The 18,793-nt window shown below is 62.9% G+C and carries 19 protein-coding genes and 1 tRNA gene; 7 read left to right on the top strand and 13 right to left on the bottom strand.

Annotation, left to right across the window (positions count from 1 at the left end):
* Positions 1-9: 9 nt before the first annotated feature.
* From dusB to hflX, 5 genes are all read left to right on the top strand, one after another.
* Positions 10-1,020, top strand: coding sequence for a tRNA dihydrouridine synthase DusB (gene dusB, locus WJS89_RS02215; RefSeq protein WP_346339299.1), 1,011 nt, complete (start codon positions 10-12; stop codon positions 1,018-1,020).
* Positions 1,021-1,157: 137 nt separating this feature from the next.
* Positions 1,158-3,341, top strand: coding sequence for a sensor histidine kinase NtrY-like (locus tag WJS89_RS02220; protein ID WP_346339300.1), 2,184 nt, complete (start codon positions 1,158-1,160; stop codon positions 3,339-3,341).
* On the top strand, positions 3,341-4,723 hold the full coding sequence (ntrX, locus tag WJS89_RS02225; RefSeq protein ID WP_346339301.1) for a nitrogen assimilation response regulator NtrX: 1,383 nt from the start codon (positions 3,341-3,343) through the stop codon (positions 4,721-4,723). The genes WJS89_RS02220 and ntrX overlap by 1 nt, the downstream gene beginning before the upstream one ends.
* Entirely contained in the window at positions 4,720-5,151 is a 432-nt protein-coding gene (gene hfq, locus WJS89_RS02230) for an RNA chaperone Hfq (protein WP_346339302.1), read from the top strand. The genes ntrX and hfq overlap by 4 nt, the downstream gene beginning before the upstream one ends.
* Positions 5,148-6,440, top strand: a complete 1,293-nt coding sequence (hflX, locus tag WJS89_RS02235; RefSeq protein ID WP_346339303.1) for a GTPase HflX — start codon at positions 5,148-5,150, stop codon at positions 6,438-6,440. Before hfq ends, hflX begins: the two co-directional genes overlap by 4 nt.
* On the opposite strand, the gene mazG is transcribed toward hflX, so the two are convergent.
* Positions 6,437-7,180, bottom strand: coding sequence for a nucleoside triphosphate pyrophosphohydrolase (gene mazG, locus WJS89_RS02240; RefSeq protein WP_346339304.1), 744 nt, complete (start codon positions 7,178-7,180; stop codon positions 6,437-6,439). The two genes, hflX and mazG, sit on opposite strands and share 4 nt — an antisense overlap.
* 314 nt (positions 7,181-7,494) lie before the next feature.
* On the opposite strand from mazG, the gene WJS89_RS02245 reads away from it, so the two are divergent.
* A complete protein-coding gene (locus WJS89_RS02245) occupies positions 7,495-8,052 on the top strand; it encodes an antitoxin Xre/MbcA/ParS toxin-binding domain-containing protein (RefSeq protein ID WP_346339305.1) in 558 nt (185 codons plus the stop codon).
* A gap of 427 nt (positions 8,053-8,479) precedes the next feature.
* On the opposite strand, the gene WJS89_RS12430 is transcribed toward WJS89_RS02245, so the two are convergent.
* The 9 genes from WJS89_RS12430 to WJS89_RS02285 all read right to left on the bottom strand — a co-directional run bounded on the left by WJS89_RS12430 (position 8,480) and on the right by WJS89_RS02285 (position 16,554).
* Positions 8,480-8,683: a hypothetical protein gene (locus WJS89_RS12430; RefSeq protein WP_431993771.1), complete on the bottom strand. Its 204-nt coding sequence runs from the start codon at positions 8,681-8,683 to the stop codon at positions 8,480-8,482.
* Between the two features lie 251 nt (positions 8,684-8,934).
* A complete protein-coding gene (locus WJS89_RS02250) occupies positions 8,935-9,522 on the bottom strand; it encodes a retropepsin-like aspartic protease family protein (RefSeq protein ID WP_346339306.1) in 588 nt (195 codons plus the stop codon).
* Positions 9,519-10,244, bottom strand: a complete 726-nt coding sequence (locus WJS89_RS02255) for an MBL fold metallo-hydrolase (RefSeq protein ID WP_346339307.1) — start codon at positions 10,242-10,244, stop codon at positions 9,519-9,521. Before WJS89_RS02255 ends, WJS89_RS02250 begins: the two co-directional genes overlap by 4 nt.
* A gap of 35 nt (positions 10,245-10,279) precedes the next feature.
* On the bottom strand, positions 10,280-11,065 hold the full coding sequence (locus WJS89_RS02260; protein WP_346339308.1) for a TatD family hydrolase: 786 nt from the start codon (positions 11,063-11,065) through the stop codon (positions 10,280-10,282).
* The gene (gene metG, locus WJS89_RS02265; protein ID WP_346339309.1) at positions 11,062-12,564 is read right to left on the bottom strand and encodes a methionine--tRNA ligase; all 1,503 of its coding nucleotides are present in this window, start codon (positions 12,562-12,564) and stop codon (positions 11,062-11,064) included. The genes WJS89_RS02260 and metG overlap by 4 nt, the downstream gene beginning before the upstream one ends.
* A gap of 45 nt (positions 12,565-12,609) precedes the next feature.
* Positions 12,610-13,581 carry a DNA polymerase III subunit delta' gene (locus WJS89_RS02270; protein ID WP_346339310.1) on the bottom strand — a complete coding sequence of 324 codons (972 nt, stop codon included), beginning with the start codon at positions 13,579-13,581 and terminating at the stop codon, positions 12,610-12,612.
* The gene (tmk, locus tag WJS89_RS02275; RefSeq protein ID WP_346339311.1) at positions 13,578-14,207 is read right to left on the bottom strand and encodes a dTMP kinase; all 630 of its coding nucleotides are present in this window, start codon (positions 14,205-14,207) and stop codon (positions 13,578-13,580) included. The genes WJS89_RS02270 and tmk overlap by 4 nt, the downstream gene beginning before the upstream one ends.
* A 4-nt stretch (positions 14,208-14,211) precedes the next feature.
* Complete coding sequence (locus tag WJS89_RS02280) at positions 14,212-15,366, bottom strand: D-alanyl-D-alanine carboxypeptidase family protein (protein WP_346339312.1); 1,155 nt, start codon at positions 15,364-15,366, stop codon at positions 14,212-14,214.
* Between the two features lie 96 nt (positions 15,367-15,462).
* Complete coding sequence (locus WJS89_RS02285) at positions 15,463-16,554, bottom strand: lytic murein transglycosylase (protein ID WP_346339313.1); 1,092 nt, start codon at positions 16,552-16,554, stop codon at positions 15,463-15,465.
* A 140-nt stretch (positions 16,555-16,694) separates the two neighbouring features.
* Between WJS89_RS02285 and WJS89_RS02290 the strand changes: the two genes are divergently transcribed.
* Positions 16,695-16,784 (top strand) — tRNA-Ser (locus WJS89_RS02290).
* Positions 16,785-16,832: 48 nt separating this feature from the next.
* Here the strand turns inward: WJS89_RS02290 and msrA are convergent.
* From msrA to WJS89_RS02305, 3 genes are read right to left on the bottom strand one after another with little or no spacing between them, the layout of a single operon-like run.
* A complete protein-coding gene (gene msrA, locus WJS89_RS02295) occupies positions 16,833-17,486 on the bottom strand; it encodes a peptide-methionine (S)-S-oxide reductase MsrA (protein ID WP_346339314.1) in 654 nt (217 codons plus the stop codon).
* Between the two features lie 11 nt (positions 17,487-17,497).
* Positions 17,498-18,019 (bottom strand): sterol desaturase family protein, encoded by a 522-nt coding sequence (locus WJS89_RS02300; RefSeq protein ID WP_346339315.1) that lies wholly within the window; start codon positions 18,017-18,019, stop codon positions 17,498-17,500.
* Positions 18,016-18,777 carry a fatty acid desaturase gene (locus WJS89_RS02305; protein ID WP_346339316.1) on the bottom strand — a complete coding sequence of 254 codons (762 nt, stop codon included), beginning with the start codon at positions 18,775-18,777 and terminating at the stop codon, positions 18,016-18,018. Before WJS89_RS02305 ends, WJS89_RS02300 begins: the two co-directional genes overlap by 4 nt.
* Positions 18,778-18,793 lie beyond the last annotated feature (16 nt).

Consider the following 18,793-nt stretch of genomic DNA (forward strand, 5'->3'; position numbering starts at 1 on the left):
CCCGCGACCATGAGCCGCCTCAAGCCCATTTCCATCGGTCCGATCACCATCGCCGAACCCGTCATCCTCGCGCCGATGACGGGCGTGACCGACGTGCCGTTTCGCAAGATCGTCAAGCGGCACGGCTGCGGTCTGACGGTTAGCGAGATGATCGCGTCGGAAGCGATGATCCGCGAAACCCGCCAGTCCATCCAAAAGGCGACCTGGGATCCCAGCGAGGAACCGGTTTCGCTCCAGCTCGCGGGCTGCGAACCCGAGCGCATGGCCGAAGCGGCGAAGCTCAACGAGCAGCGCGGCGCTGCGATCATCGACATCAACATGGGCTGCCCCGTGAAGAAGGTCGTCAACGGATACGCGGGCTCCTCGCTGATGCGCGACCTGCCGCTTGCCGCACGACTGATCGAGGCGACCGTCAAGGCGGTGGACGTGCCCATCACGCTCAAGATGCGGATGGGGTGGGACCATGCCTCGCTCAATGCACCTGAACTGGCACGGATCGCAGAAGACCTCGGCGTCCAGCTCATCACGGTCCACGGCCGCACCCGCTGCCAGATGTACCGCGGCAGTGCCGACTGGTCCTACATCGCCAACGTCAAGGCGGCGACGAGACTGCCCGTGATCGTCAACGGCGACATCAATTCGATCGAAGACGCCCATGCCGCACTCGACCAGTCCAATGCGGACGGCGTCATGATCGGCCGGGGCGCTTACGGAAAGCCTTGGCTGTTGGGCCAGGTCATCGACGATCTCATGCATGGCCGCGCAACAGCCGATCCGGATTTACAGGTCCAGCTCGACACGATCCTCGAACAATATGAAGACATGCTCGAGCTCTACGGCGCGCGCGTCGGGGTCGCCTGTGCGCGAAAGCATCTTGGGTGGTACACCAAGGGTCTGCACGGATCGGCGGAATTCCGTCACGGCGTGAACCAGCAGGATGACCCCGAAACGGTCAAGCAACTGCTGCGAGACTTCTATGCACCGTTCATCGAGAATGGGGTCACGCGCGACGCGGCCTGACGCAGATCAGTCCGACTGCAAATGTGTGTTTTTCATGCAACGCTTCCGTGCTACGCGGTCCGTGCATGGATGCAACGACCAGTGATTCCCGCCTAGAGGAGCGCCGTCGCTTTCCGCTTACTGCGGGAAGCCCGCGGATGCGCATCGCAACGCTTGTCGCGGCCGTCATCCTGATCGCGACCATGGCCTATTCGGCCGATCTCCTGCTTCACGATCATGGCGCGCCCAACCTCTTGAGCCCGCCGATGATCGCGCTCCTGATGGTCGGCAATCTCATCCCCGCCATTGTCCTTCTCGTCCTTCTCTCGCGTCTGATCGCCCGCCGCCGCGGCGCGCGGCAGGGGGTAGGCGAGGGGCAGCTTCACATGCGCCTCGTGGCGCTGTTCTCGGTGGTCGCCGCCGTGCCGACGGTCGCGGTCGCCATTTTCGCCTCGCTACTTGTCCAGTCGAGCCTCGAATTCTGGTTTTCCGACAGCGCGCGCGAGATCGTCGACAATTCGATCGACATCGCCAACGCCTCGCTCATCAACGAGGGGGACGATGTCGCGGGCGAGGCGATCTACATGGCGGGCGACATGGATAACCAATTGCCCGAACTCGACCCCCGCGGTGAAGAGTTCAACGAGCTTCTTCGCGAGCAGACCTATACGCGCGAACTGTCCGAAGCTGCCATTCTGCGGATCGACGGCTCCGAAATTGAAGTGCTTTCGGCGGTCCAGCCTTACGAAGGGATGCTCAACAAGGAAGAAATCATCGCCGCAGCCGCACGCCTTTCGACGAGCGACAGCGTGCAGCTCGACAGCATCAATCGCATCGCCATGCTGTCCTCGCTCCCGCGTGTGGACAACGGCTACCTCTACGTCGCCCGCCGTGCGGAAGGCGAGTTGCTGGAGCGTCTCGCCCGCGCCGAACGGGTCAAGGTGAATTACGAGCAGACGCTCGACCGCTCGCGCGACCAGCAGCTGCAATTCTTCCTCATCCTTTTCCTTGGCGCCGTGGTCATCGTCGCGCTCGCCATCTTCGCCGCGCTCAAGCTCGCGGATCGTATCGGGCGCCCGGTCGGCCAACTCGTCGATGCCGCCGGCCGTGTGGAGAAGGGCGATTTCACCACCCGCGTTCCCCCGCAGCCGGCAGAGGACGAGATCGCCACGCTCGCGGCCGCCTTCAACCGGATGACCTCGCGGATCGAGGAGCAGACGGGCGCGCTGCTCGATGCCAACGAACTGTCCGAGCTCCGCCGTGCCTTCATCGAGGCGGTCCTCGGTTCGGTGACCGCAGGCGTGATCGCCGTCGACGACGACGAGCGCATCCAGCTCATCAACCGATCCGCCGCCATGCTATTGGGCGACACCGAGGAAAATCTTGCGGGAACGCGTCTCGGCGATACCACCGACGAGCTCGGAGACGTGCTCGCCGGAACCGCCAGCGAAGCCAGCGTCGAACTTCGTACGGAGGGCGGCGCGCGGACGCTAGCGGTCAAGCGTGTTCGCTACGAGGACGGGACGGTGCTCACCTTCGACGATGTCACCGACCAGCTCGCCGATCAGCGCCGCGCCGCCTGGTCGGACATCGCGCGCCGCATCGCGCATGAGATCAAAAATCCGCTCACGCCCATCCAGCTTGCCGCCGAGCGGCTGCAACGGCGCTACGGCGACAAGATCCCCGAGGACGACGATACGTTCGGGCGTCTTACCGACACCATCGTCCGCCAGGTTGGCGACCTTCGCCGCATGGTCGATGAATTCTCCAATTTCGCCCGGATGCCAAAACCCATTTTCCGCGACGAGAATATCCACGATATCGCCCGCGCCGCGCTGTTCCTGCATGAGGTCGCGCATCCCGGCATCCATTTCGAAATGCGCCCGGCGCATGCCGATATCCGCATGGTCGGTGATCGCCGCCAGCTCGCCCAGGCCTTGACAAACATTGTCAAGAACGCTGTCGAAGCCATTGAAGCAAGGCGGAAAACAGGCGTATCGCATGAGGAGGGGGACCGCATCATTCTGACGATCGAGGAAGGCGACGGACAAGTCGCGATCGACCTTGAAGATAATGGTGTCGGTTTGCCGGAGGAACGCGAGCGCCTCACCGAACCTTATATGACGACTCGGGTGAGGGGCACCGGCCTCGGGCTGGCGATCGTCAAGAAGATTGTCGAGGAGCATGAAGGGCAGATCGCCTTCCTCGACCGGGCAGGGGGCGGTACGCACGTGCGGATCCTGTTCGATGCCGCCAAGCTGGCCGAACGGGCCGAGGCGGAACCCGCGCCGAGACTCGTGCGCGTCGGCGACGATAACGAATATGACGAGGACGAGAACTGATGGCGTTGGAAATCCTGGTAGTCGACGACGAAGCCGACATCCGCGACCTCGTCGCCGGAGTGCTGGAGGACGAAGGCTACGACGTGCGCACCGCTGCGACGAGCGATGCCGCGCTCGAGGCCATCGAGCAGCGCCGTCCGCATCTCGCCCTTCTCGACGTCTGGCTGCAAGGTTCCAAGCTCGACGGTCTGCAGTTGCTCGAGGCCATCAAGCAACGCGACCCGTCCTTGCCCTGCATCATGATCTCCGGGCACGGCAACCTCGATACCGCGGTCGCTGCCGTGCAGGCGGGCGCGGTCGACTTCATCGAGAAGCCGTTCGAAGCCTCCAAGCTCCTCCACCTCGTTGCCCGCGCGACCGAGACCGATCGACTGCGCCGCGAGAACGAGCAGCTGAAACAGGCCGTGATGCGCGAAGAGCAGCTGGAAGGAACGTCAAGCTCGATCAACACCGTGCGCGCGACCCTCAAGCGCGTCGCGCCGACCGGAAGCCGCGTGCTCATCACCGGTCCGGCCGGCGTGGGCAAGGAAATTGCCGCACGCATGATCCACGGCTGGAGCCCGCGCGCACGCGGCCCCTTCATTACCGTCTCTTCTGCCATGATGGCTCCCGAGCGGGTCGAGGAAGAGCTGTTCGGGATCGAGGAAGGCGGCGTGGCGCGGCCGGGATTTCTCGAGCAGGCCCATGGCGGTACCCTGTTCCTCGACGAGATTGCCGACATGCCGGCCAACACGCAGGCGAAGATCCTCCGCGTCCTGACCGACCAGAGTTTCACCCGCGTCGGCGGCGATCGGCCCGTGAAGGTCGACGTTCGCGTGTTGTCCGCTACCTCGCGCGATCTCAAGGAAGAGATCGAGGCGGGCAAATTCCGAGAGGATCTGTTCTATCGCCTCAACGTGGTGCCCGTGGTGATCCCCCCGCTCAACGAACGGCGAGAGGATATCATCGTCCTCGCCCAACATTTCCTCGCGCGTTTCGCAGCCGACCGCCGGATCCGCCCGCCGCGCGTATCCGACGAGGCAATGGCGACGCTGCAGGCGCACGATTGGCCCGGCAATGTCCGCCAGCTGAGGAATATCATCGAACGCACCATGATCCTCACCCCGGGCGACCGCGCCGAATGTATCGAGGTCGACTTGTTGCCACCCGAGGTGACGGAATCCCCCGGAGCGAATGGCGGCGCCACCTCGACGGTCGCGATGATGGGGTCGCCGCTGCGCGAGGCCCGGGAGAATTTCGAGCGCGAGTATCTGAAGGTCCAGATCCGTCGCTTCTCGGGTAACATTTCGCGCACGGCTGCCTTCATCGGCATGGAGCGCTCGGCGCTGCACCGGAAATTGAAGGCGCTGGGCATTACCGACAAGCGCGACAAAAAGGGATGAGCGAGCAACATCGTACCGTGCAAGACGATCTCCTAAACGCCGTTCGCCGCGCCCACCATCCGGTGACGGTCTTCCTGATGAAGGGGGTCCGCCTTCAAGGTATGCTGACGGGCTTCGACACCTACAGCGTCACGCTGCGCCGCGACGAGGTTGAACAGCTCGTCTACAAGCATGCGATCACCGCCGTATCGCTGGGAGCGATCGATCTGCCCGACCTCGACGCCCCCCGGCGCGACGGCGACCGGCAGGAAGATTTTCTTGCCCGGCGGCGTGGGCAGGGTGTTCAGCTCTACCTCGTCAACGGCGTCGCGCTTTCGGGTACGCTGGTGGCGCATGACAATTACTGCCTGGTCCTCGCTGCCGACAGTGGTCTCCAACTCGTTTTCAAGCATGCCGTCTCCACCGTATCCGACGGATTGCCCTCATGAGCGTGTTCGATCGTGAAGAGGGCGAGAGCGCCAGCGGGGGGCGAGCGGTACTGGCGGTGCCCGTTATCGGCGGTCATCCGCACTCGCGTGATGCTGAGGCGCGCATCGAAGAGGCGGCGGGACTTGCCGAGGCAATCGGTATCGATGTCGTCGAGGCGCGCGCCTTTAATGTGCGGCAGATGAAGCCGGCCACCCTGTTTGGCGGCGGACAGGTCGAGGAAATCGACCGGATCGCCAAGGGCGAGGATGCAACGCTGATCCTTGTCGACCACAGCCTGAGCGCGGTGCAACAGAAGAACCTCGAGGACCGGACGCAGGCAAAGGTCATCGACCGCACCGGCCTCATTCTCGAGATCTTCGGCGAACGCGCCGCGACCGCCGAGGGTCGGCTCCAGGTTGAGCTAGCGCATCTCGACTATCAGGCGGGACGTCTGGTCCGAAGCTGGACGCACCTTGAACGCCAGCGCGGGGGGTTCGGCTTCCTCGGTGGTCCCGGCGAGACGCAGATCGAGGCCGACCGCCGAATGATCCGCGACCGGATGGCGCGCATTCGCAAGGAACTCGAACAGGTCAAGAAAACCCGCGGTCTGCACCGTGATCGGCGCCAACGCGCGCCTTGGCCCGTCGTTGCGCTCGTCGGCTATACCAACGCAGGAAAGTCGACTCTTTTCAATCGCTTGACCGAAGCATCTGTGATGGCGGAAGATCTGCTGTTCGCGACACTCGACCCCACCATGCGCGCGGTACGGCTACCGGGCCACGAAAAGGTCATTCTTTCCGATACCGTCGGTTTCGTCTCCGACCTTCCGACCCAGCTCGTCGCCGCCTTCCGCGCGACCTTGGAGGAAGTCGCCTCCGCCGATCTCATCCTCCACGTCCGCGACATCGCGCATCCCGACAGCGATGCCCAGGCCGACGATGTCGAGAATGTGCTGGAAGATCTCGGTTTGGCGGGAGAGGGGGCTCCGCCGCGGGTCGAAGTCTGGAACAAGGTCGATCTGCTCGATGAGGAACTCCACGCACGCGCTCTTGAACGAGCGGCGGCGGCCAATGCCATTCCGATCAGCGCGACCAGCGGGGAAGGGGTCGACGATTTACGCGAGCGCGTCGGAAAGGCGCTCGATCCTGATCGCGAAACGCGCACGATCAGCCTGTCGGTATCCGACGGCGCCCGGATCAGCTGGCTGCATGCCAACGGCAATGTTACCGATAGCAGCGTGGACGGTGAAAGCATGACGTTGCAGGTCGATCTGTCGGATCGCGACTGGAACCGTTTCGAGGCGCTCTAAGTCTCCAGAGCGCGCTTCGCCGCACGCCATAATTCTTCCTTGCCGTCGAGATCGGTCGTGGAAAAGTCGGGATGCGCCTCGATGGTACGAAAGCGCTTCTCGAACTTCGCGGTCGCCTTTCGCAAAGCATCTTCCGCGTCGATGCTGAGAAAGCGTGCGAGGTTGACCACGGCAAACAACAGATCGCCCAGTTCCTCCTCGCGATGTGCCGCACCCTCTGCGCTTTCGAGTTCGAGCAGTTCCTCGTCGATCTTTTCGCGTGCGCCGGTTGCATCGGGCCAGTCGAAACCGGTCCGCGCGGCACGCTTCTGCAACTTTTGCGCCCGTTCGAGCGCCGGAAGAGCTCTGGCGACGCCCGCCAAGGCGCTCTGATCGGGCTTACCAGCACGTTCCGCCGCCTTGATCTCTTCCCAGCGATGATGGCCGCCCTCGGGATCATCGCCGAAGATGTGCGGGTGTCGGCGCTCCATTTTGTCGCAGATGCGATCCACGACATCATCGAATGTGAAATCACCGCGTTCGCTAGCCATCTGCGCATGGAAGACGACCTGCAGCTGAAGATCGCCCAGCTCATCGACGAGTTCATCCATATCGTCACGCTCGATCGCGTCGACGACCTCATACGCTTCTTCGATCGCATAGCGCGCGATCGAGCGATGTGTCTGGACGCGATCCCACTCGCAACCGGTTTCGGGATCACGCAATCGGCGCATGACGGTGCGAAGACGCTGTATGCTCATTTGCAATCTATGCGGAATCGAAAGAGGGGCGGCAAGCGGCCTGTTCGGCACTAATCCGCATGTTAGCGCAAAGCTGTAAAGTCCCCTTTTCGCGCAAAGTTATAATGTCCGCCTAGGGTCGATCTGGCTTGTCCATGTAGTCCATAGGGGGGACCCAATCGGTCGACGCTGCGCGCCCCTCACAGCGCAGGCGGCGGCGACCGATTGGGGGGTACCTGTGGACCCACGTGAGCAAGCCGGGGTGAGGGGTCCGGGGAGAGGGGGCTTTCATGAAATGCTCACATTGTGCGGACGGAATGTGGTAGGGCCGACTGATGGCACAACCATTCGATCCTGATGACCAGTCTAAGGGCCGTAAGGGCCCATCGAAAGCTAGCCTTGATCTTGCTGCGCAATTCGCCAAACCAAACGCTAAGGAGCGAGACTTCTTTCGGGTTCGGAAGGAGAAGGGGTTGGGCGTCGGACTGGACGAAACTGATGCCCTTAGAAATGCGTCGCGAGAAAATTCGGAACATCAGAGAGACCTCGGTAAAACGGGCGTCAGAGTCTTCCACAAAATTGCTGATGCGTGGCGACTGAGTGAGACAGAGCGAATGACCATCCTCGACGTAAATGATCTTCGTACATACCAAGGATTGATGGCCGATGAGCCGCAGGTATCCTCCGACCTCCTAGATCGCTTGTCGTACTGCCTAGGGATATACAAGGCGCTGCATACAATCTTTTCGGAATCCACGGCAGCAAACAGTTGGCTGCGCCGACCCAATAAAGCCATTCCTTTTGAGGGGCGAAGTGCCTTAGAATACATTCTAGAAAACAATACGACTGGCCTGAGCGAGGTTCGTCAATATTTGGATGCGCAGTGCAATTGATCTAAAATCGGCAATTTCGAGATGCGCAAACTTTAAGTGGCTCGATACAGATTTCTCAAGGAGCGCTGGTGGCCGAGCATTCGTAAAACGCCCTCATCTCGGTCATGCCCGGCTGTCCTCTCTCCGACAATGTTCAGTCTGTTTCTTATAACCGCCCTACCTCGAACCCGTGGTTCGTCTATCCGCTCGAGGCGTAAGTCACGAATACTGGATGAAAAACGAAATTTCTATCGAACGTGCGGCCCGAGACGATGCTGCTTAGGTCAAAATACAGCACCTGGTTGAGCGCTGATCAGATCACCCAAGACTTTCGGGGAGCGCGAGAACGACCTCGTCGTTCTGAAACCAGCCGGCCGCCACTACATGTGCCTTAACGGCTGCCGGATCCGCCGAATAAGCAACCAATGCCAGACTGGATTTGGCGCGACTACAGGTAACATAAAAGAGCCGCCTGCTTCGGGCTAAAGTCAGCATAAATGGTGCGGAGAAGGGCCGCAGCGTCCTCGACTATCCGAGGATCGATCTTGTTGGCCGCCGGGCGCCCGACTTTTTTGGAGATTAAGCCTGCAGGGCCTTCGTCAAGATATCTAGCTTTCCGTCGTCGGAACTGCCGATTGCCGATGCCTAGGATCCGTGCCGCTTAACAAGCGGGCAGTTCGCCAGCCAACACTCGATCAAGCAGTCGCGCTTCGTTCTCGATTGCCGGATCCATTGCAAACCTCCTTCGGTCCGGCCGAGGGAAGGCGCACAAGCGGACATTTGAGCTTTGTGCAGACCGGACATCTGAGCTTTGCTCTCACACGCAAAGGTCCGATAATATATATTATGTAAAGTACAGTAGCGTTTCAGGCCGGATCACGCATTCAGCGGTATGTCCGGCTTTTATTGTTCCAAGACCAGCCAACGCCCCTCGACGCCCCATCGATCGAGCGAAGACAGGAAATTCATGCCGAGCACGTTCATGTCTTCTTGGTCGGTGACATGCACCATCATATTGTCGCGCACGATCGGCCCGACCGAGACGCGTTCGGCACGACCACGGGCCACCCGGACGACGCCGTTGGCGGTCCGCACCATCTGGTCGCGTCGCGGATCGACGGCGACGCCCGCGGCCTGAGCCGCAGGCATGCCGAGCGTGGTCATCGTCGCACCGCTGTCGACAAGGAAGTTGACGGGTGTGCCATTGACGTCGGCCTCGACCCAGAAATGCCCGTCGATCGCCATCGGGATGCGCACCTCGTTGGACGCGGTGATCGGCGCGCCGGTCACCTCCGACTTCAATCGGTCGCCAACCATGCCGAGATCATCGCGGAACGTGAAGATGATGAAGCCGGCGCCGAAGATCGCGATCCACGCCAGCGCCATCTTCAGCAGCCGCGCAACAGGCTCTCGCCGCGACAACAAAGCCGAGACCACGATGGCCGCTGCCATCAGAATATAGACGCCGCCGAGCATCCAGTCGTTCGTCACAGGCGGATTTCCATTCCGTCAAAAGCAGGTTCTGCCCAACTTGGCAGCTCCATGCTTAATTGGGCATGATCCATGCTGTTATCCAGATGCGTCAGGACGAGGCGCCCCACGCCCAGGTCTTCTGCCGCCTCCAGAACCATCGCCAAATGCGCATGGGTGGGATGCGGCTCGCGGCGCACACAGTCGCAAAGCCACACATCGAGGCCTTGATAAAGAGCACGCATTTCGTCGGTAACCCGTTCAAAATCAATAGCATAGCCAAAGCTCTTGCCATTTGCATCGAACCTCAGACCGAGGCTGGTAATCCCGCCGTGGGGCTGATCGACGAAGCGTAGCGTCCCCTCGCCCCAACCCATCTCTCCTGCAATCGCATGCCCCTCGAAGAGCGCTCTGTAGATTCCGCGATCCTCGAAGACATAGCCGAAGCGCTCGCGTAATCGCTCCAGCGTATCGGCGCGGGCATGGATCGGCAGGAGCGCGCCGAGGTTCCAGCGCACGGTCCGCAGATCGTCGATGCCGTGACAATGGTCGGCATGATCGTGCGTGACGATGACGTCATCGACTATGCCGACTTCGGCATCGAGCAACTGCTCGCGAAGATCCGGTCCGCAATCGACCAGCAGGCGCTTGCCGCCGCTTTCCATGAGAATGGCCGCGCGAGTGCGGCGGTTGCGCGGATCGGCGGGATCGCACGCGCCCCAGTCGTTGCCGATGCGCGGCACCCCCGATGAGGTTCCGCTCCCGAGGACGCGTATCTTCACGCGGCAGGCTTGGCCTTGTCGAACAGCCGGAAGAAATTCTCGGTGGTTTGCGCTTTGACGTCATCGACCGCTTCGTCTCGCAAGTCCGCCACGAAATGCGTGGTATCGACCACGAACGCCGGCTCGCACGTCTTGCCGCGGTTGGGAACGGGCGCCAGGAACGGGCTGTCGGTCTCAACCAGGTAGCGATCCTTTGGCAATATCTTCGCCGTCGCCTGCAAGTCCTTGGCATTCTTGAAGGTTACGATCCCCGACAGCGAGATATAGAAGCCGAAATCGAGCGCTTCGTCGGCCAGCCATTGCGAGCTGGTGAAGCAGTGGAGGACGCCTTTCACGCCACCCGTTTCGACCGCACGACGCAGGATCTGCGCGGTGTCTTCCTCCGCCTCGCGCGTATGCACGACGAGCGGCAGGCCCGTGTGCCGGGCCGCCTCGATATGCGCCTCGAAGCGCGCTTTTTGCGCCTCGCGATCCGACTTGTCGTAATAATAGTCGAGGCCACATTCGCCGATGGCCACCACCCTGGGGTGCGCCGCGGCTTCCACCAGCGCTTCCACACCCAGGTCCGGATGATTGTCAGCCTCGTGCGGATGCACGCCGACCGTGGCCCAAACATCGGCGTTGCGTTCAGCGGTCGCGACAATGTCGGCCCATTCTCGCTGGCGGGTGGAGATGTTCAACATCCCGGTCACACCGCGCGCGCGCGCGGTGTCGAGAACTTCGTCCTGCCGCTCCACAAGGCCCTCATAATTGAGGTGGCAATGACTATCGATGAGGCTCATGCCCCCTCCTCCACCAGTTCGAGCCGCGGGAAGGCGGGTGTCGGCTTGTCGAGCGGGCCCGTTTCGGCTCCCGTCAACTGATCGAGAATAGCTTGCGCGCCCTTGGGCGCGACCGGCAACAGCGCTGTTGCAAGGGGGGTCAGCGTCGCGGACAGGGTGCCGAGCACTTCCGCCATTCGATCGGGGTCGCTCTTCTTCAATGCCCAGGGTGCCATTTCGTCGACATAGGCATTGCAGGCGTAGACCGCCTGCAGCCAGGCTTCGAGCCCCTTCTCGAACGCCCATGTGTCGAATTGGGTGGGAAGCTTCTCCTCGCACGCCTCGCGAACCGTCTCGAGCAGCGCCCGGTCGGCCTCCTGCGAGCCCGGCTGCGGCATCATGCCATCGAGATTCTTGTGGATCATCGACAAGGTCCGCTGCGCCAGATTGCCGAAGCTGTTCGCCAATTCCGCGTTGCAGCGCGTCACCAGCGCTTCCTCGCTGACGCTCCCATCCTGGCCGAAACTCACTTCGCGCAGCAGATAGTAGCGCAGCGCATCCACGCCATAGCGCTCCGCCACCTGCATCGGGTCGACGACATTGCCGAGGCTCTTCGACATCTTCACGCCGCCCTCGCCGAGGAGAAAGCCGTGCGCGTAGACCTGTCGCGGCAGGGCGATGTCGGCGCTCATCAGAAACGCCGGCCAGTAGATCGCGTGGAAGCGAATGATGTCCTTGCCGATGAGATGGCAGTCCGCGGGCCAGAAGCGGTCCCATTTTTCGCCGCCGTCAGGGTAGCCGACCCCGGTGATATAGTTGGTCAGCGCATCGACCCAGACATACATGACATGCGCCTCGTCGCCCGGCACTTTGACGCCCCAGTCGAGGCTCGAGCGGCTGACCGACAGGTCACGCAACCCGCCTTCGATGAAGCGCACGACCTCGTTGCGACGGCTGTCGGGCTGGATGAATTGCGGATTGGCAGTGATATGATCGAGCAGCGGCTGCTGGTAGTTCGACAGGCGGAAGAACCAGCTTTCCTCGACTTGCCATTCCACCGGCGTTCCCTCGGGCGACAGCTTCGCGCCATCCTCCGCGGTCGTCAGTTCCTTCTCGTCATAGAAGGCCTCGTCGCGCACCGAATACCAGCCTTCGTAACGATCCTTGTAAAGGTCGCCCTTCGCCTCCATCGCGCGCCACAGCGCTTGCGCGGCGTGGTGATGATCCGCGTCCGTCGTCCGGATGAAGCGATCATAGGTAATCGCAAGATCGTCACACATCGCCCTGAACATGCTCGACATTTTTGCGCCGAGCTCGGAGGGGGAGATGCCTTGCTCGCGCGCCGTCTGCGCCATCTTCAAGCCGTGCTCGTCCGTCCCTGTCTGAAAGTAGACATCACGGCCTTGCGCGCGCTTGTGCCGCGCCATGACGTCAGCGGCGATGGCCTCGTAGGCATGGCCGATGTGCGGCGCGCCATTGGGGTAGGAAATGGCGGTGGAAAGGTAATAGGGCTTGCTCATCGCTCCACCGACTAGCCGCCGTGCGGGGCGTGCACAAGCGCGCCCTTAGGCCCCTGCCTCTGCCGCCGCCGCCATTTTCCCCACGAGAACGTAGATCGTGCTCGCCGGGTCCGACGATAGCCGCGGCGCAAGCTGCGCGGTGGTGCGCGCGTCCGCGTAAACGTCGAGAAGCGCTTCGCGCCGGCGGCCTTGCGCAGTCCGCGCTTCGGCGGCGATCAGTCCGGGGACCATGGCAAGAAAGCTTGCGTAGCGCTCCGCCGCCGCCTTGGTGGAGAGCGATTTCGCCAACTTCGCGCGCCGTGCCGTGTCGCGGTCCCCTTCGCGAAGGACGAGCGTCGCTTCGGCTGCGAGGGCCGCGAGGTCCTGTTCGGCGATGGCGATCGCCCTGCCCGCCGACCCTTGCGCAAGCCCGACGAGACGCGCCCGCTCGGCAGGCTTGTCCTTCGGGCGCTCTCGTTCCAGCACCGACGTCATGGCGTCATCTGAAAGAGGCGCAAAGTCGAGCCGCCGGCAGCGCGAACGGATCGTCGGCAACAGGCGCCCCGGTGCATGTGCGACGAGGAAGAACAAGGTCTGTGGCGGCGGCTCCTCGAGCATCTTCAGAAGCGCATTCGCCGCGCCAGCTTCCAGATCGTCGGCTGAATCGACGACAACCGTACGCCAGTCGCCCATCGACGGGGTGATTGCGAACAGGCTCATGAGCGAGCGCACCTGATCGACCGAGATATTTCTCGCCAATGCAGTGCCGGTCTTGTTCATAACTCGTTCGAGCAAGCGGAAATCCGGATGCGAGCCTGCGGCCAGCAGATGCGCGGTCGGATGATCGGGATCGAGCGAAAGCCCCTCTCCCGACGGCGATTGCGCGCTAGCTTCGGCCAGTACCCGCGCTGCCGCTGCATGGGCGAACGTCGCTTTCCCCACACCCCGCGGCCCGGCCAATAGCCAGGCGTGATGTGGCGTCTTGCCGCGCCAGGCGTCGAGAAAACGCTCGATTGCCTTGTCCTGCCCGAGAATCACGGCAGCAGATCCGCCAGCGCATCAACCAGTCTTGCCGTCACCGTTGACGCGTCGCCGCCCGCATCGACAAGCCGAACACGCTCCGGCTCTGCCGCCGCTTGCGCCGCGAAGCCGCGTGCGACAGCCGCGTGATAGTCGCTGCCCCGACCGCCGATCCGGTCCGCGCGACCGCCATCGCGTGTCTCGGCCCGCGTGGCCGCTTCGCTCGCATCGAGCGTCAGCACCAAGGTGCGATCGGGAAGAAAATTCTCGCTTCCGAAACGATGCAGCGCGCGGATCGCCTCGCGGCCCAGACCCCCCGCTTCGCCCTGATAGGCGAGCGAAGAGTCCAAGTAGCGGTCCGACAAGACCCAACGCCCTTCTGCCAACGCAGGCTGTACCGTCTTTTCGATATGATCTGCCCGCGCGGCCGCGAACAACAGCGCTTCCGCGCGCGGGCTCCAGCGCCCCTCGTCGCCGCCGAGCAGCAGCGCGCGGATGGCCTCTGCCCCCTCGCTGCCGCCAGGCTCGCGCGTCACCACGACCTCGAGCCCCCGCGCTTCAAGCGCGTTGGCCAGCGCAGCGAGTTGCGTGGACTTGCCGACCCCCTCCCCGCCTTCGAGGCTGATGAAACGCCCCCGCGCCACCGCGTCAGGCCATGCCGAGCAGCGATTTGACCCCGATCCACGCCCGGCGGAAGAAACCGGCTTCCTCGACGTCGGCACCTGCCACCAGCGGCAAGACCGCCTCTTCGCCATCGACGCTGACGACAAGTTCGGCGACCTTGTCACCTTGCGCGATCGGCGCCTTGATCGGTCCGACATAGCGGATCTTGGCGGAAGGGTCGGACGCAACGCCCGACGCAAAGGTCGCGGCAAGGTCACGCGGAGCCATCAGCGGCACGCGATCCGCGCTGCCAAGCTGCACTTGCGCCGAACCCACTTCGGCCCCCTCCTGAAAGAGGGGCATCGTGTCCCAGGCGTTGAAACCCCATTCCATGATATCGCGGCTTTCGGAGATGCGCGCGCCATAGCTGTCGAGGCCCGCGACCACCATGACCAAGCGCCGTCCGTCACGCTCGGCCGAGCCCGTGAAGCCATACCCGGCCTCCTCGGTATGGCCTGTCTTGAGGCCATCCGCACCCGAAACGCTCCCGAATAGCGGATTCCGGTTGGGCTGGGTAATGGCATCGCCGCCCTGCGTCTTGCCCCAGGTGAATTCCTTCTTGCCGTAATATTTCTTGTAGAGCTCGGGATGATCCTCGATCGTCGACCGGGCGAGCACCGCAAGGTCGCGTGCCGTCACGAGCGTTGCGCCCTCGTCGGGCCAGCCGACGGGATTGCCGAACCGGCTGCCCTTCATGCCGATCTCCTTGGCCGAAGCGTTCATGCGGTCGACGAAGGCTTCGACGGTGCCCGAGATACACTCCGCCAGCACCATCGTGGCATCGTTACCGGAAACCGTCGTCACTCCGTACAGGAGGTTCTCCACGCTGACCTGCTCGTTCGGCGACAGAAACATCGTCGAACCTGCCGCGGGACCCGACCATTCGCGCCACGTTTCGGGGCGAACCTGGCACTTCTTCTGCTCGTCGAGCTTGCCCGCATCGATCAGTTCGAAGGCCACATGGCTGGTCATCATCTTCGCCATCGAAGCGGGCGGGATCTGCCGGTCGCTTTCGCGGTCGAGCAGGACCTGCCCCGACGACAGATCGATGAGATAGGCGATCGGCGCCTCGGTTTCGATCGACGGCGCGGCGATGGCCGCCGCGGGGATGGCGAGCAGGGCAAGGGGGGCATAACGCATGCGTGAATGGGCCTTTCCGTAAGGCGTGGAATTGATGGAGACGGGTGTAGGGGAGCGCGCCCCCTCCCCTCAAGCCCTATCGTCTTCGAAAACGCGCTATCGCTCGATCGCGTCGGCGACGAGGCCGATGGTCAGGGCGTAGAAGTTCGAGCAATTATAGTCGAGGATCATGTCGTAGTTGCGCGTCAGCAGATAAGCGGTATTGCCCGGTCCATCGGGCTCGAACAGTTTGAGTTGGACCCCGTCCGAGAAGCTCGTGTCGGTCGGCACGACGCCACGCGCGCGCCATTCGGACATCGTCAACCAGCGGCTATGGCGATTGAACACCGCCGGACAACGCTCGGGCTCGGTCAGCCGACGCACGCTATTGCGATCGAAGTTGGCGGGAACGCTGACGGGAATTCCCCAGTCGATGCCGCGGATCCACCCCTTCGACGCAAGATAATTGCCGATCGACGCGAAGGCGTCGGGCTCCGAATTCCAGATATCGGCAAAATTATCGCCATCTCCGTCAGCGGCGAGCGTCAGGATATTAGTCGGCATGAACTGCGTCTTGCCTGCGGCGCCGGCCCAACTGCCTTTGAGATGTCCGCGCGAATAGCCGCGATCCAGCAGCTTCAAGGCCGCCATGAACTCGCCCTCGAACAGATCGCGTCGACGGCCTTCCCAAGCCAGCGCGCCGAGCGCTTCGAACAGGTCGAAATTGCCGGTAATCCGGCCGTAGCTCGTCTCCTTGCCGTAGATGGCGAGGATCACGTCCTTGTCGACCCCGTAGCGCTCCTGCACCCAGTGCAAGCGATCCCAATGCTGTCGGGCCTCGGCCTTGCCGCGCGTGATGATGTCGCGCGTGACATGTTTGGCGCGATACGGTGCGTAGGGCGGAATGCGGCTCGATCCCGGCGACCCTCCCGGCTGCGAGCGATCGAGTTCGATGGCGCGATTGCTCGGCTGCAGCCCCGGAAGGACGCTATCGACCGTCGCGGGACGAATGCCCTCGGCGATCGCCCGGGCACGGAGATGATCTTTATACGCCGCCCAGCTTAGCGTGCCCGTCGGCGTCGGCGGGACCGCCAATTCGGAGCGCTGCACATCGGCAGGCAGCGGCGCGAGCGGATCGCGCTCGTCGGCAGGCTGGCTGCAGGCGGGCAGCGCGAACAACAGGCTCGCGGCGATCAGGGTGCTACGCATCAATAGGCTCAACAACATGGGGCGCATCCTTATCCATCGCGGGCAACACGGCTACCGTCTTTCGTCGTGCGGGAGGCACGATCCGGCCTTTCCAAATAGCGCGGGGCACCTGTATGGGGCCTGTCTCGACTGGGTCGTGCGGAGAGGTGGCAGAGTGGTCGAATGCTCCGGTCTTGAAAACCGGCGTGGGCGCAAGCTCACCGTGGGTTCGAATCCCACCCTCTCCGCCACGCCCTCGCCACAATGTCACACCGCCGGGGCTTCCAGCGTGCCGACGCCTACCCGAACAGCTCGCGGTAGGCGGCGACCTTGGGCGCATCGTGACGCACGATGTAGGGATGCCGGGGGTTCTTGCGCATGAAGTCCTGATGATAGGCTTCGGCCGTTACGAAATGGCGAAACGGCTCGATCCGGGTCACGATCGGCTTGTCGTACACCTTCGCCTTGCCCAATTGCGCGATATAGGCGCGTGCTTCGCGCTTCTGTCGTGCATCGACCGGGAAGAAGGCACTGCGATAATGCTCGCCGACATCGGGCCCTTGCCGGTTGCGCTGGGTCGGATCCGCGATGACCGAGAAATAGACTTGCATGAGATCGGAATAGGAGACGCGGCGGGGATCGAAGGTCACCCGCACCGCTTCGGCATGGCCGGTTCCGCCGCGCGTGACCTGCTTGTAGCTGACGTTCTTCGCTGCGCCGCCGGTGAACCCCGAAACCGCAGACTTCACGCCAGCGACTTCCTCGAAGACCGCCTCTACCCCCCAGAAGCAACCACCTGCGAAATAGGCCACTTCGAGGGGAGCGTCGTTCTCGATGGAGAGACTTGCGGAAGGCACCCGCGAATAGTCCTTCGCTTGCGCGGGCATGCCGGTCAGCGCCGCCCCGCCAAGCAAGCCCGCGACCGCGGCGGAAAGAATGAGTGTCGTACGCATGGATCTTTCTCCTATTCTGCAGATACGGGCGCAGGTACCGAACGGTTGTGTTTCAGCTGTTCCTTCAGCACCCGCACGGGCGGCGCGTAGAGAAAACCGAAGCTGACACAGCCCTCGCGCCCGTCGACCGCATGGTGCAGGCGATGCGCCTGATAGAGGCGCTGCATGTAGCCGCCCTTGGGGACGATCCGGAACGGCCAACGCTGGTGCACCAGGCCGTCGTGCGCGATGAAATACAGGAGCCCATAGATCGTCGTACCGAGCGCCACATACCACAGCCAAACCGGCCCCGTCGTCGCTCCGATGGTGAAGAGCGCGGTTGCCAGCACCGCGAACACGACGGCGTAGAGATCGTTCTTCTCGAACATGCCGTCACGCGGTTCGTGATGCGAGGCATGCCAACCCCATCCCAGCGGACCGTGCATCACCCAGCGGTGGACCGCATAAGCCGTCAGTTCCATCGCCACGACCACGCCGAACGCGATCAGCAACCCCTGCCAAACGGGAAACGTCGAGAGAAAGTCGAAATTCATGATGCGCGTCGTACCCTGCGGATGGCCGGCAAGCGCCACCAGGGCGTCGCGGGCGAAAGATGATGTTCGTGATGATAGCCGAAGTGGAAGCAGCTCAACAGGCTGGCGATCGGCGAAAAATCGTTCGAGCGGCTGTTATGTGTGTCGGCAAAGGCCTCGCCCTCGAGATGCCGGTGCGGCCGATAGGTACCGAAATAGAAAAGCTGGATCGACGCCGCGAGACTGGGCCCTGCCCAGAAAAGAATGTGGACGGCCCGTTCGGGTCCACCGACGATCCACAGCAAGGCGACATAGGCCACGACGATCGTCCCGGTAACCCAGAACACATACCAGTCCAGATAGCGCCGCATGAAGGTCCAGTACCAGCGCGCGAAGCTCGACGGATGATCGGCATCGAAGTCGGGATCGTCGCGCGTGCCGACATGGTCGTGATGGGCATGATGGCTGGGCGTGAGCCGGTCGTAGCTGAACCCCATGTAGAGCCGCAGCGCCAGCCGCCCTACCCCTCGATTGACGCTATCCAGCCCCGGCGCGAGGCTCCCGTGCATCGCGTCGTGCGCGATGATGAAGAGGCCCACCGAAAGCCATGTCTGCACGAGGAACAGCGCAACCGCGAGGAGTGGCTGCTCCCACGCCGTCAGGAACCAGACCGCCGCGATATGCCCACCGATCCAGGCGCCGATGATCGTCACGGCCAGCGAAAGGCCGGTGCGTGCCTGTCGCTCGGCAGCGATCGGAAGAGCGGTTTCGTCGTTCATGATGAAGGACTTAGCG

This window comes from Sphingomicrobium aquimarinum (genome assembly GCF_039655735.1).
GTDB classification, from domain to species: Bacteria; Pseudomonadota; Alphaproteobacteria; order Sphingomonadales; family Sphingomonadaceae; genus Sphingomicrobium; species Sphingomicrobium aquimarinum.

Coding starts and splice junctions, on each gene's coding strand:
- hfq (WP_346339302.1), top strand. CDS start 4,720: ATGAGCGAGCAACATCGTACCGTGCAAGACGATCTCCTAAACGCCGTT.
- ntrX (WP_346339301.1), top strand. CDS start 3,341: ATGGCGTTGGAAATCCTGGTAGTCGACGACGAAGCCGACATCCGCGAC.
- msrA (WP_346339314.1), bottom strand. CDS start 17,486: ATGCGTACGACACTCATTCTTTCCGCCGCGGTCGCGGGCTTGCTTGGC.
- WJS89_RS02220 (WP_346339300.1), top strand. CDS start 1,158: ATGCGCATCGCAACGCTTGTCGCGGCCGTCATCCTGATCGCGACCATG.
- dusB (WP_346339299.1), top strand. CDS start 10: ATGAGCCGCCTCAAGCCCATTTCCATCGGTCCGATCACCATCGCCGAA.
- WJS89_RS02245 (WP_346339305.1), top strand. CDS start 7,495: ATGGCACAACCATTCGATCCTGATGACCAGTCTAAGGGCCGTAAGGGC.
- mazG (WP_346339304.1), bottom strand. CDS start 7,180: ATGAGCATACAGCGTCTTCGCACCGTCATGCGCCGATTGCGTGATCCC.
- WJS89_RS02285 (WP_346339313.1), bottom strand. CDS start 16,554: ATGCGTAGCACCCTGATCGCCGCGAGCCTGTTGTTCGCGCTGCCCGCC.
- WJS89_RS02300 (WP_346339315.1), bottom strand. CDS start 18,019: ATGAATTTCGACTTTCTCTCGACGTTTCCCGTTTGGCAGGGGTTGCTG.
- WJS89_RS02260 (WP_346339308.1), bottom strand. CDS start 11,065: ATGAGCCTCATCGATAGTCATTGCCACCTCAATTATGAGGGCCTTGTG.
- metG (WP_346339309.1), bottom strand. CDS start 12,564: ATGAGCAAGCCCTATTACCTTTCCACCGCCATTTCCTACCCCAATGGC.
- hflX (WP_346339303.1), top strand. CDS start 5,148: ATGAGCGTGTTCGATCGTGAAGAGGGCGAGAGCGCCAGCGGGGGGCGA.
- WJS89_RS02280 (WP_346339312.1), bottom strand. CDS start 15,366: ATGCGTTATGCCCCCCTTGCCCTGCTCGCCATCCCCGCGGCGGCCATC.
- WJS89_RS02305 (WP_346339316.1), bottom strand. CDS start 18,777: ATGAACGACGAAACCGCTCTTCCGATCGCTGCCGAGCGACAGGCACGC.